Source organism: Kitasatospora sp. NPDC004289 (assembly GCF_053602875.1).
This window is the reverse complement of record NZ_JBSGEL010000084.1, coordinates 16800-30655: the sequence shown is the minus strand read 5'-3', so window position 1 is coordinate 30655 and position 13856 is coordinate 16800. Positions and strand designations below refer to the sequence as shown.

General features: G+C 71.8%; 4 protein-coding genes. 2 read left to right on the top strand and 2 right to left on the bottom strand.

The features are described 5' to 3' along the window. Nucleotides 1-6554: RHS repeat-associated core domain-containing protein (locus tag ACWEPF_RS34855; protein WP_452175738.1), on the bottom strand; the 6554-nt coding region annotated here is incomplete at its 3' end. A gap of 384 nt (nucleotides 6555-6938) precedes the next feature. On the opposite strand from ACWEPF_RS34855, the gene ACWEPF_RS34850 reads away from it, so the two are divergent. Continuing rightward, complete coding sequence (locus ACWEPF_RS34850; protein WP_452175737.1) at nucleotides 6939-11156, top strand: ricin-type beta-trefoil lectin domain protein; 4218 nt, start codon at nucleotides 6939-6941, stop codon at nucleotides 11154-11156. A gap of 62 nt (nucleotides 11157-11218) precedes the next feature. On the opposite strand, the gene hisC is transcribed toward ACWEPF_RS34850, so the two are convergent. After that, nucleotides 11219-12298: a histidinol-phosphate transaminase gene (gene hisC / locus ACWEPF_RS34845; RefSeq protein ID WP_345290578.1), complete on the bottom strand. Its 1080-nt coding sequence runs from the start codon at nucleotides 12296-12298 to the stop codon at nucleotides 11219-11221. A gap of 329 nt (nucleotides 12299-12627) precedes the next feature. Between hisC and ACWEPF_RS34840 the strand changes: the two genes are divergently transcribed. Further along, nucleotides 12628-13800 carry a LacI family DNA-binding transcriptional regulator gene (locus tag ACWEPF_RS34840; protein WP_345290577.1) on the top strand — a complete coding sequence of 391 codons (1173 nt, stop codon included), beginning with the start codon at nucleotides 12628-12630 and terminating at the stop codon, nucleotides 13798-13800. Nucleotides 13801-13856 lie beyond the last annotated feature (56 nt).

The following is a 13856-nucleotide window of genomic DNA, read 5'->3' as shown; positions in this document are numbered from 1 at the left end:
TGAACACGCTGCTGCTGGGTGAAGCGGCGGATGCTGCCGATCTGAACCTTGGTGCCGGAGGAGGTCTCCAGCCACTGGCCGGGCTGGAGCTGCTCGGCCTCGGTCCAGGTCTTCTGCTCGGGGAGCCAGAAGGGGTGCTTGTCGGTCGCCGTGACGACCTGGGGGGCAGCGGCTGCGGGCTGTTCCGCGGCCCCGGCCGGGAGCACGGTGATCTCGACCAGGTTCTTGTCGCCCTCACCGGTGATGACGGCGGTGACGTCCTTGGCCTCGATCCGGCCGGTGGCCGGGTCGGACGCGAGCACCTGGTCGCCGTTGGTCACCTGGTCGATCGGCTTGCGGGTGCCGTCGGCCATCAGGACCTCGGTGTCCGGGGTGAAGCTGTTGTTCTTGCACCCCGGGGCCTGGCGGCTGCCCGAGTTGGCGGAGCGACCGCCGGCACCGGACGAACCCTTGCCGCTGGAACCGGACTTGCCGCCACTCGCCTTGCTGCCACTCGCCTTGCTGCCACCGGACTTGCCGCCCGAGGAGCCCGACTTGGCGCCGCTCGCCTTGGTCTTGCCCGGCGGCGGGCCGGCCTTCGCGCTCCAGCTGGTGCCGCGGCGGGCGGCAGAAGTCGCCTTGCTGGTGCGGCTGGTCGCCTTGGAGACGTACTTGGCGGCCTTGGCCGCGACCCGGGCTCCGGTGACGGCGCTGCCGACCACCGGGACGACGGCCGCGAAGGACATCGCGGCGTTCTTCCAGTCGCCCTCGGCGGCGTACCAGACGCCGTTGGCGACGTCGGCGATCTCGCCGATCACCGGGATCATGCCGGCCACGTCGAGGACGGTGTGGCCGATGTTGGAGATGGCCTTGTAGTTGTCCTTGACGGTGTTGACGGCCTTGCTGACGGCCTTCTTGAGGCTGCCCCAGAACAGGCCGTCGGGGTCGGTGAAGGTGAGCGGGCTGTTGTTGGCGTACAGGTAGCCCTGGAGCTGCTGCGGGTCGGACGGGTCGATGACCGGGTCGACCGACAGGAAGGTCCCGAGCCGGGGGTCGTACTCGCGGGCGCCGAGGTGGGTGAGGCCGGTGGCCTTGTCCTGGGTGCCGCCGACGAAGCCCTTCTCGCCGAGCCAGCTGCCGGGCGTCGGCTGGGTGCCGCGCTCCTCGCCGAACGGCTTGGTGGCCCGGCGCTGCACCTGGAGGGTGGCGGCGTCGACCGAGGTGGTGCCGGTGTTGTGGTGGTCGGCGGCGGTGTAGGCGAGCCGGCCGTCCGAGCTGCGGACGATGGTCGGGCCGCCGGCGGTGCTGTAGTAGCGGGTGCCGCTGACCGTGTTGCCGATGGTGTTCAGGGTCAGCTCGGTGCTGCCCAGGTAGAGCGTGGTGCTGCCCGGGTCGCGGCGCAGCAGGCGGTTGCCCTCCGTGTCGTAGACGTAGGTGGACGTTCCCGCACCGGTCTTGGCGCTCTCCAGGTTGCCGTCCGGGGTCCAGGTCATCGTCTGGGTGTTGCCGGCGGCGTCGGGCTTGGTGAGGGTGTTGCCGGTCTGGTCGTACGTGAAGCCGGTGGTGACGGTGGGTCCGTTGCCGGTCTTCGTGGTGGTGCTGGTCGGGGCGTGCGGCTTCGGCTTGCCGGGCGCCGGGTAGCTGAGGGTGGTGGTGGTGTCCTTGAGCGGGTCACCGGCCGGGTCGTGGTCGGTGAACGAGGTGCGGTTGCCCGTCACGTCGTAGCTGAAGGACTGCCGGTACGGAGCCGGTCCGCCGATCTTGCCGGTCTGCGGCGCCGCGTTGGTGCAGCCGCCGATGCCGGGCACGGACGGGCCGGGCTTGCTGGTGGTGGTGCCGGTGTCGGTCCAGGCCTGGGTCAGTCGGCGCAGGTGGTCGTACGTGAAGCACTGGGTGTCACGGACGGCGCCCTGCTGGGTGCTGACCGAGGTGACGTCGCCGGCCTCGGTGTAGGTGTAGTCGGTGATGTCGACCGGGTTCGCCGCGTCCTGCTTCTGCAGTTGGGTCTGGAGCACCCGGTCGGTGGCCGGGTCGTAGCTGGAGGTGAAGGCGACCTGCTTGGGCACGTCACCGAAGGTGGTCCGCTGGACCCGGCCGAACTCGTCGTAGTCGGTGAAGTTGACGTAGTCGACGCTGTCCGAACCCATGGACACCGGAAGGCCGTTGACGTTCCGTCCGACCGAGAGCCGCTCGGAGGGGAGGCCGCCTGCTGCGGGCAGGGTGGTCCGGCGGGGCAGGCCGGTCACCGCGTCGTACTGGGTGCTGGCCGTGTAGGTGCCGGACAGCGCGCCCTCGCCGTCCGGGACGGTGAGCTTGCTGCCGAGCGGGTTGTAGAGCGTGTCGTAACCGGTGACCTCCTGCCGGAAGCCCTTGCCGTTGACCCAGCTGGTGCTGGCGGTGGGCAGGCCCGGGAGCAGGGTGTCGTAGTCGTACGTGGCCAGCTTGGTGCCGTCCACCGCGCCGAGGTTGCGGGAGGTCGGGCGGCCCAGGATGTCGTAGCTGACGTAGGTGGTGACCCCTCGGGCGTCCGTGGTGGCCACCGGCCGGTCGGCCGCGTCGTACGTCGTGGTGGTGGTGCCCTTGTCCGGGTCCTCCGCCCTGGTCTGCCGGCCGTGCAGGTCGTAGCCGTACGTCCAGGCGTTGCCCGCGGCGTCGTTGACCTGGGTCAGCTTGCCCTCGGTGTCGTAGCCGTACCGGGTGGCGTCGTACTCGCCGTTGGGGGCGCCGGTCTTGTACTGGCGCCTCTCGACCGAGCGGCCGCGGGCGTCGGTGATGACGCTGGTCGCGATGTCCCCCTTGGGCGGGGTGGTGTCGGTGCGTTCCACGCCCGGGTAGGACGTGGTGCCGCGCCACTGCTCGATCGCCTTCGAGGAGAAGGTCTGGGCGACCGGGCGGCCCTGGCCGTCGTAGAACACCGCGCTCTGGCCGGGCACCATGTTGTCGTCGGCGACGAACCGGGTGGTGGTCGGGCCCGAAGCGGTGTTGCCGTACGCCTTGTTGGTCTTCTTCGGACGCCCGAGGGTGTCGTAGAAGGTGTCGCTGACGAGGCGTCCGGCCGAGCCGTTCGCGGTGTCGCTCTGCTGCTGGACGGTCTGGCCGAACGCGTCCAGGATCTCGATCCCGACCCGGTAGGACTGGTCCGCCCGCAGGGTCTTGGTGGTGACCGAGCTGGTGCCGGTGTTGCGGAGCTGGTACTCGAGCACCGTGTTCGCGCTCTGGGTGGCCTTGGCCCGCCCCGGCTGCCAGGTCGCGGTGACCCGGCCGAGGGCGTCCAGGGTCTGCTCGCTGGTCCGGCCATTGTGATCGACGGTCTTGACCGCGGTCTCCCGGGTCGGGTGGAAGGTCGAGGTGGTCGCCCAGCCCTTGGCGTTGGTGACCTTCACGGTGTCCGGCAGGGCGGGCCCGGCCGGGGTGTAGGCGGTCGTGGTGGTGGCACCGGCCGGGTCCGTGCTGGTGACGACCCGTCCGTAGGCGTCGTAGCCGACCGTGGAGGCGGTCGAGTACTTGGGCTGGCCGCCCTCGAAGCGGTCCAGTTCCTCGGTGCCGGTGACCAGGCCGGGGCCGGTCAGCACGCCGTGCGCCTGGCCGTCGTAGAAGGTGCGGTTGCGGCCGAGGGTGTTGGCCTCGGTCGGGGTGGTGCAGCCGCCCTGGATCTGGACGGTCTCGGCCACCCGGTCGACCATCCAGGCCGCCGTGTTGCGGGCGTAGGTGGTGGTGGTGCAGATGTCGGACAGGCCGTCGGCCTTGTCGACCACGCTGACCGGCATGCCGTAGACGGGGTCGAAGGTCGCGGTCTTGGAGGTGGTCTGCCAGCCGCCGTCACTGCGCAGCGCGCGGTCCCGGGCCGAGCCGCCGCGCAGCATCTGCGCGGTCAGCGGCGGCAGGCCGCCGCCCCGGCCGTGGCTGGCGGTGACCGGGGAGAGCCACGGGTCGGACTGCGAGGAGACGGTCAGCGCGCCGCCGTCGCCGGCGAAGGCCTGGGTCTCCCGGACCGAACCGGCCAGCGGGTTGCCGTCCTTGACGGTGGCTCCGGTGCTGTCGGTGAAGGTGACCGAGCGCTTGCTGCCGTCGGCCTTGACGTCGCCGTCCATGCCGCGCAGGTAGAAGGAGGCGGACTTGCCGACCACGTCGGGCGCCGCGCCGGTCCGGGTGATGACCTGCTCGTAGCCGCGGAACTGGTTCCAGGTGCGGCGCTTGTCCTCGGTCAGCTCGTCGTCGTCGCGGTGCCAGGCGGCGTCACCGACGTACTCGTACCGGACCAGCTGGTCGGGCGAGGTGCCGAACGGGTCCCGCTCGGTGACCGCCGAGACCACGTACTTGTGGAACCAGTCGAGCGTCGGGTCGACCGGGCTCTTCTCGTCCGGGTTCCAGTAGACGGGGTAGCAGCGCTTGGTGTTGCCGTCCTGGGCGGTGGGCAGGGCGCCCGGCGCGCAGTCCGGCTCGGCGTACGTGACGTCGGTGACCTGGCCGGTCTCGGCGGTGATCGCGACGATCCGGCGGCGGTTCAGCGGCGGGCGGTTGTCGCCGCTGGAGTCGACCCGGTTGTTCTTCAGCTGGCCGGTGAAGGTGACCGGCGGGGTGCTGAGCCTGGCGGCGCCGTCGTGGCCGTTGTGGGTGATGGAGGCCAGCCAGAGCGCCGGGGCGGTGCGGTCCTGCGGGTCCGGGAACTCGTGGGTGAGGTCGTACGAGTCCACGTCCAGGTAGGAGCCGCCGCTGAGCACCTGGGTGGTGATCTTCGTGAGCCGCTTGGTGGACCAGAAGGTGGCGGAGTAGTTCTCGCAGGTGCCGGTGGCGGCGCAGTTCTGGTCGAACGGGACGTCGGGCCACCTGGCCGCGTCGGCCTTGGTCAGCTTGGCCGGGGCGCAGTCGAAGCCGGCGTCGGGCAGGCAGCGCTCGGCAGTGCCGAACAGCACCTGGGCGGTCGGCTTCACGGTGTCCGGGTCGGACAGCTTGGAGCCGTAGGTGATCCGGTTCAGGGTGCCACCGCGGACGTACGAGGTGAGCGTGCCGGTCGGGTTGGCGGCCGAGAGACCGCGCCGGTAGTTGTTGGTCTCGGTGTCGTACCAGTGGGTGATCACGCCGCCCTTGGCGTCGACCACGAAGTCCAGGTTCCAGCGCCAGGCCTGGTTGCAGAACGAGTCCGCGAAGGCGGCCTTGTTGCACTCCTCACCCGCGTTGTTGCCGTAGACCGGCGTGGTCCAGGCGGAGTTGGTGGCCGGTGCGGTGGGGGTGCCCGGCTTGCGGCCGGCCCCGAACCAGTACTGGGTGCCGTCGGTGGTGGTGACCCGCCAGTGCTCGCCGTTGTTGTCGCCGTTGTCGGCGCCGGTCAGCAGCTCGACCTTGGACGCGTCGTCACCCTCCAGCCGCCAGGTGCCGGTGCTGTCGTCCTTGACCAGGACGGAGGAGCGGCCGTTCAGCGAGATGGTGGCGTTGTAGCCGGAGATGCACTGCTCGCCCGAGCCGGTCTGGCCGTCCTTGGCGCAGGGCTTGAACCGGCGCTCGACGAAGCCCGGGGTGTAGTCCCAGCCCTCGCCGATCCAGGAGGCCTGGTTGTTGGTCGCGGCGGTGCGGCCGTCGACCGCCTGGGAGCTGTAGGAGAGCCCGACGTTCGGCTTGGAGCCGCCGAGGCCCTCGGGCACGTCGATCGGGTAGGACCAGGTGAAGCCACCGGTGTTGCCACCGGCGCTCCAAGTGCCCGACGGAGCCAGGCTGCTGACGCCGTAGTTGCCCGCGCCACCACCGGGGGCGGCGGTGGCCGCCAGCACCACGGCACCGCCGCCGGACGCCGCGCTCAGCCGCATGGAACCGGCCGGAGCGGTCGCCGGGCCGCCGGCCGGCATCGCGAGCTCGGTGCTCAGCAGGCCGGGGCGGACCGGGTCGGCCGCGGTCACGACCGGCGACTGGGTCCGGCACTCGGCCCGGTCGGGCGTGGTCAGCGCGCACTCGGGCAGCGCCACCAGCCGGGCCCGGGAGATCCAGTCACCGCCGTACGCGCCGGCGATCCGGGAGACGTCCACCGAGACCTTGACCGGGGCACCGGCCTCGGTGCCCTCGCCCGGTCCGACCGTCAGCAGCAGGCCGTTGACACCGAGCTTCTCGGCGCTCGCCCGGTCGGCGAGCCGGACCTCGGCCTTGCCGGCCTTGGGTCCGGCCGAACGGCGCTGCGCGCCGGGGGCGACCACCGCGGCCGGTGACTCGAGCCAGACCGGGGCGTTCCCGGCCTGCCCGGAGGAAGACGCGCCGGAGGCGGCGAACAGCGAGCCGCGGACGGCCGGGGCGGTGGCCGCGAGGTTCACCTCGGCATCGGTGGCGGCCGGCCAGTTCACCTCGGTGGGCCGCCACTTGGGCGCGCGGTCACCCGTCGCGGCCGGGCCGGCGCCGGAGTCGGCGTCCTTGCCCGGCACCGACTGGGACACCGTCAGCTTGCCCGGCGACCAGCGCCGGGGATCCTTCGGCTTCCACTCGGCGGCCTGGGCCGGACCGACTCCGGCCAGGAGGGAGAGCACCAGCACGGCGGTGGTGCTGGTGCGCCGGAAGACGGCTGACCGCCTTCTGGGCACGGGAAGTTCAGGCACGGCCGGCACGGCACGCCCCCCAATTTCAGTAATGATCAATTTCGGCGGGAGCCTACCTGCGGCAAAGTGATGGTCAATCATCAATCCCGGAATGACGGTCCGTCATAAAGGTCATCAATTCGTGACGCCGGCTCAGGGCGTCCAACGCACCGTCACATCGACGGCGGGAGACTGTCCAGTTTGGACCGTTATGGCGACATATCATCCTCACCTAAAGAAACGATGAGAATTACCCGAGAGAGTGGATCAACAACGCTCAGTACACGTATGATCTGCATCACCCGACCCCCTCCATGACGGTGCGTCAGATTCATTCCCGCGAGTGCTAGCGTCGCGATCCATCGTCTACGCACCATGAATACTGGGAGTACTCCAATGGGGGCCATGCCTCGGAGGCGGCCGGGTCACCGGTCCGCCGCGCTCACGGGTCTGGTCAGCCTGTCCCTCTCGGTCGGCCTACTGGGAGCGGCTCCCGCCGCGCTCGCGGCCGACCCGCAGCGGGCGGCTGACCGCACCACCGCGCCGGACCGACCGGTCAGCGAGCGCGAGCGTGCCGAGTCCGCCGCGCAGGCCGAGGCCAAGCGCACCGGAAAGCCGGTCCCCGTACCGGCGTTGACCACCGAGACCGACACCGTGGTGGCCAACCCTGACGGCTCGTTCGCCCTCTCCCGGAGCGTCGCTCCGCTGCGCACCAAGCAGGGCGACCGCTGGGCCGAGCTGGACGCGACGCTGGCCCGGTCGGCCGACGGGCTGCTCCGGCCCAAGGCCACCGCCGGCGCACTGGCCCTCTCCGGTGGTGGCACCGCACCGCTCGCCACCCTGGAGCAGGGCGGCAAGGCGATCACGCTGAGCTGGCCGGAGGCGCTCCCCGCACCGACCCTGGAGGGTGACACCGCCACCTACCGGGACGTCGCGCCCGGTACCGACCTCAAGCTGACCGCCGATCAGGCCGGCGGCATCTCCCAGGTCCTGGTGGTCAAGTCGGCCGAGGCGGCCCGCAACCCGAAGCTCGCCAAGCTCACCATGGGCCTGAAGAGCCGGGGCGTGAGCGTCACCGCCGACGAGCACGGCAACCTCAAGGCCACCGACGACTCCGGCCGGGTGGTCTTCCACGCGCCCTCCCCCGTCATGTGGGACTCCAGCACCGCCGCCACCCCGGCCCCGGCCCCGGCCCCGGCCCCGGCCCCCCGGATGCTCAAGTCGGCACCGCTGTCGGCCGCACCGGCCACCGCACCGGCCCCGGCCGCCGCCAAGCCCGGCTCCGACGAGGACGGCCCCGGCGGCCAGGCCAAGGTCAGCCGGCTGAAGACCGAGCTCGGCGCGGACAGCGTCGCGCTCACCCCCGACCCCGCCTTCCTCAGCGACCCGAAGACCACCTACCCGGTCTTCATCGACCCGCCCTGGCAGCCCACCAACCGGGGCACCCAGCACTGGGCCTGGGTCCAGGAGGGCTACCCGAACACCGTCAACTACGACTCCTACGCCGCCGGTTACGACCCGGGCGTGGGGTACCAGCAGTGGCAGACCGCCAAGGGCCTGGAGCGGTACTACGTCCAGCTGGACACCAGCGACCTGCGGGACAAGAGCATCAAGAAGGCGTCGCTGTACGCCACCCAGTCCTACGCGGCGGACAACACCTGCAGCAACAACCGCGGCGTGGTGCTGCACGCCACCGACCCGATCGGCTCCGGCACCACCTGGAACTCCCAGCCCTGGGACTGGGGTGCGATCGGCACCTCCTGGCTGAACAGCTCCGGCGGCAACGGCTGCCCGGGCACCACCACCCGCGGTGAGTGGGACGTCCGCCAGCACCTGGCCGACAACGAGTGGCGCGGCAACCTGACCTTCGCGCTGTTCTCCGCCGACGAGTCGAAGACCAGCGGCAACTACTCGTTCAAGCGCTTCACCCGGGACCGCAACAACCTGCCGTTCCTGTACATCGAGTACAACCGGGCGCCGTACGAGCCGTGGAGCCTGGCGATCGACCCCGCGCCGCAGAACGCCAACGGCAACGGCTGCGGCTGGATCGGCGCCACCAACTCCGCGTCCGGCATCCGCTTCGGGGCCTGGATCGGCGACCCCGACAACCAGAACAACGACGTGCACTTCCTCGTGCACGACACCACCGCCGGCGAGCCGGTGGCCTGGGACAGCGGCTGGATCTCGGCCGGCACCGGCACGCACTGGGCCTCGGCCGTCACCACCGGCCTGCAGGACGGGCACCGCTACTACTGGAGGGCCCAGGGCGGCGACGGCGACCGCACCTCCAACTGGACCTCCGGCTGCACGTTCAGCCTCGACACCACCCCGCCCTCGGTGCCGGTGGTGACCTCGGCCGAGTACCCGCCGGCCGGCACCCTGCCCGGCTCGGCCAAGTACGTCGGTCAGCCCGGCACCTTCACCGTCCGCTCCGCCGACAGCTCCAGCGGCGTGCTGTTCTACGAGTACGCGTTCAACGGGAACATCCCGGTCGGCAGCGCCAAGCGGGTGGACGCCACCGGCGACGGCAGTGCCGCGATCGACCTGACGCCCACCACCTGGGGCACCAACACCCTCCGGGTGCAGGCCGTCGACCGGGCGGGCAACCGCTCGCAGCAGCAGACCTACACCTTCTACGCACCGGACAACCCGGCGGCCAAGACCGTGCTCGGCGACGTCACCGGCGACGAGCGGGTGGACCTGCTGGCCCCGACCCCTGGCGGCGACCTGGTGGTCTACCCGACCGCCACCGACCCCGCCGCCGGCGTGGTCGCCTCCGACAAGGCCAACAGCCCGGGCGGCAAGGGCTGGAACGGCACCCAGGTCACCCACCGGGGCGGCAACGGCATCCGGTACGACGACCTGTTCGCGTACCGCGACAACGTCCTGTACTACTACCGGAACTCGCTCACCCAGGGCGGCCTGGCCGCCAACGGCAACCTGTACTTCGCCGCCGCCAAGCAGCTCCCGGTCGGCCGCCCCGACCCGCAGGACTGCCTGGTGCAGGCCACCGGCAACCCCTGCGGCGACGAGTACGCGGCGGACTGGAGCCGGGTCAGGCAGATCCTCGCGGTCGGCGACGCCAAGAAGGAGGCCGGCGACCCGCGCAACGACCTGATCACCGTGGAGGGCGACGGCAAGGGCGGCACCCAGCTGATCCTGTTCCAGGGCAGCGGCGGCACCGGCACCCTGCGCGACCCGATCGTGCTCGGCTCCGGCGGCTGGGACGGCCTCTCGCTGATCGCCCCGGGCGATGCCACCGGCGACGGCCTGCCGGACCTCTGGGCTCGGAACGACGGCAACGGTGAGGTGTACCAGTACGCCAACGGCGCCGATGTCGCCGCGCTCGCCGACCACGGCAAGCGGACCCGCATCGCCCAGCAGCTCAACGCCACCGACTACCCGGTGCTCAGCTCCTCGGGCGACACCAGCGCCGACGCGGTGGCCGACCTCTGGGCACTGGACGGCCGGCAGCGGCTGGTCACCCTGAACGGCACCGCCGCCAACAAGGTGGTCACCGGCTTCGGTGCCGCCAACACGGTCGGCGACGCCCGGATCTCCCGCTCGCACTGGAAGTTCGACGAGGGCACCGGCAGCACCGCCGCGGACCTGCGCGGCCGGACCAACGCCACCCTGAGCGGCACCGGCGCCGGCTGGGCCGACGCCACCGTCGCGGGCCGTGCCACCAAGGTGCTCGACCTGGACGGCCGGACCGGTGTCGCCACCACCTCCGCCCCGGCGGTCGACACCAGCCGCAGCTTCACCGTCTCCACCTGGGCCCGGGCCGACGCCACCGGCGGGGTGGTGCTCAGTCAGGACGGCGCCCACGCCTCCGGGTTCATCCTCTGGGCCGAGGGCGGCGACAGCACCTGGCGGTTCGCCATGTCGCAGCGCGACAACGACGACTGGGCCTACGACCAGACCACCACCATGAACGCCGCGGCCGGCGTCCGCCTCGGCACCTGGACGCAGCTGACCGCGACCTACGACCAGCCCACCGGGCAGATCGCGCTCTACGTCAACGGGACGCTGGCCGGGACCGGCCACCACGCCCGGGCGAACGCCTGGAACGCCACCGGCCCGCTGGTGGTCGGCCGGTACAAGTACCAGTCGAAGCCGAGCTCCACCTTCGACGGGGCGGTCAGCAACCTCTCGGTGCTCGACCGGTCGTCCGTGCCCACCGCGGCGAGGACCTCCCTGGTCTCCGGGGTGAGCGAGGCCAAGTGCCTGGACGACAACGCCGCCGGCACCGACAACGGCACCGCGATCCAGATCTGGGACTGCAACACCTCGACGGCCCAGCAGTTCGAGCTCCGGGGCGACGGCACCCTCCGGATCATGGGCAAGTGCCTGGACGTGCACGACAACGGCACCGCCAACGGCACCCCGACCGCGCTGTGGGACTGCAAGGACCCCGGCGGCACCGACGCGGGCAACCAGCAGTGGCTGCCCCAGGCCAACGGCGCGCTGCTCAACCCGCAGTCCGGGCGCTGCCTCGACCTGCCGAACGGGAACATCGGCAACGGCACCCGGGTGACCCTGTACGACTGCAACGGGACCAACCCGCAGCGCTGGTCGGCCGCCGGGCTCGGCTCCCCGGCCGCCGGGCTGTCCGGCAGCTGACGACCGGTCAACCCCGAAGGGCCCGCAGCCACCGAGCTGCGGGCCCTTCGGGGTTCAACCGCTCAGAGGGACTTGCGGAAGGCCTCGGCGGTGGCGAGGAAGATGTCGTTGCCCTCGGGCTCGCCGATGGTGACGCGGACGCCCTCGCCCGGGAAGGGGCGGACCACGACGCCGGCGGCGGCGCAGGCCGCGGCGAAGTCGAGGGTGCGCTCGCCGAGGCGGATCCAGACGAAGTTGGCCTGGGTGTCGGCCAGCTGCCAGCCCTGGGCGGCCAGGGCGGCGGTCACCCGGCCGCGCTCGGCGACCAGGTGCTCGACCCGGACCAGCAGGGCGTCCTCGGCGCGGAGCGAGGCGACGGCCGCGTCCTGGGCCAGCTGCGAGACGCCGAACGGGACGGCGGTCTTGCGCAGCGCGGTGGCCACCGGCTCGTGGGCGACGGCGAAGCCGACCCGCAGGCCGGCCAGGCCGTAGGCCTTGGAGAAGGTGCGCAGCACGCAGACGTTCGGGCGGTCGCGGTAGAGGTCGATGCCGTTGGGCACCCGCTCGTCCCGGATGAACTCGATGTAGGCCTCGTCGACCACGACCAGGACGTCGCTCGGGACGGCGTCCAGGAAGCGCTCCAGCTCGGCCCGGTGGATCACGGTGCCGGTGGGGTTGTTCGGGTTGCAGACGAAGACCAGGCGGGTCCGCTCGGTGATCGCGGCCAGCATGGCGTCCAGGTCGTGCTCCTCGCCCGCGGTCAGCGGGACGGGCACGGGGGTGGCCCCGGCGACCTGGGTGATGATCGGGTAGGCCTCGAAGGAGCGCCAGGCGAACAGCACCTCGTCGCCCGGGCCCGCGGTGGAGAGCACCAGGGACTGCGCGACCGAGACCGAGCCGGTGCCGACGGCCACGTGCTCGGCCGGCACGCCGAAGCGGGCGGCGAGCTCCTCGACCAGCTCGGTGGCGGCCATGTCGGGGTAGCGGTGGAAGGAGCCGGCGGCCGCCACGGCGGCGTCCAGCACGCCGGGGAGCGGCTCGAAGGGGTTCTCGTTGGAGGACAGCTTGTACGAGTCGGCGCCGGCCGGCTTGCCGGGCTTGTACGTCGGGATGCCGTCCAGCGTCGGCCTCAGGCGGGGGCCCTGTGCTGCCGTACCGGTCACGGTGCGCTCCTTGTCGAAATCGTGGTGCCGTACGCGGCCGGGATCGCCGTACGCGCGCCAGGCCCCGTGGTGCGTACCCGTCCCACCCCGGTCGGGTGCCCCGGACGATGGTGGTCGCACTCACCCGTGCGGGTGAGTTGCTCGTTCGGGGTACGGGTACCGATCAGCCATTCTGCCGGGTTCCCATGGCACATGTCAGAGGTAAGAGGCCTGGATTGCGACCGGTATCGAAGGGATGCACGGCCGAAGGTTCATGGAGAAACGGTTCTTCTGACTCTCTGTCGGTACCGGTCACACAGCGCGGTCACGCGCCATACGATCGGTCCGCCATGACAGCAGCAGCCAACCAGAGCGGTCGGCGACCCACCACCTCGCGGCGACTGGAGCGGGCCGGCATCCGGGATGTGGCAGCAGCCGCCGGAGTGTCGATCACCACGGTCTCGGACGCCCTCAACGGTAAGGGCCGCCTTCCCGACGAGACCAGAAGCCGAGTGCGCGAGGTGGCCGAGCGCCTCGGCTACCGCCCATCGGCCGCCGCCCGCACCCTGCGCACCGGACGCTCCGGCCTGATCGGACTGACCGTCACCACCTACGGCGAAGAGCCGTTCACCTTCACCGAGTTCGCCTACTTCGCCGAGATGGCGCGGGCCGCCACCAGTGCCGCGCTCAGCCGCGGCTACGCGCTGGTCGTGCTGCCCGCCTCCTCCCGGCACGACGTCTGGGGGAACATCGCGCTGGACGGCACCGTGGTGATCGACCCGCCCGACCAGGACCCGCTGGTGAGCGAGCTCTACCGGTCCGGCGTCCCGGTGGTGAGCGACGGCAAACCGGGCAACTGCCCGGTCACCGCCTGGGTCGACAACGACCACGAGGCCGCCGTGCTCGGCATCCTGGACCACCTGAGCGAGGCCGGCGCCCGCCGGATCGGCCTGCTCACCGGGACCTCCACCGACACCTACACCCGGCTCTCCACCGACGCCTACCTCGGCTGGTGCGAGCGGGTCGGGCAGGAACCGGTCTACGAGGCCTACCCGGCCCACGACCCGGCCGCCGGGGCGCTGGCCGCCGACCGGCTGCTGGCCCGGCCCGACCGGCCGGACGCGGTCTACGGCCTCTTCGACCCCAACGGCACCGACCTGCTGGCCGCCGCCCGCCGGTACGGGCTGCGGGTGCCGGAGGACCTGCTGCTGGTCTGCTGCAGCGAGAGCGACGTGTACGCCGGCACCGAGCCGCCCATCACCACGCTCTCCCTGAAGCCCCGTCGGATCGGCACCACCGTGGTCAACCTGCTGATCGACGCCATCGAGGGGGTCGACTCCTCCCCCGGGGCCTCCTCCGATCCGGTCAAGGGCACCCGGCTCTTCCCGCCGCGCTACCGGACCGCCTCGGCCGGACCACCGCCCGGCACCCTGATGCCGACCGAGCTCATCGTCCGCGCCTCCTCCCAACGCCGGAGCCCGCGCACCACGGTGAGCCCGCCCCGGCCACCGGGGGAGATGTAACGCAGGCCACGGACCGGACCCGGCCGACGGACGATTGGTGGGCACCAGGTGGGGAC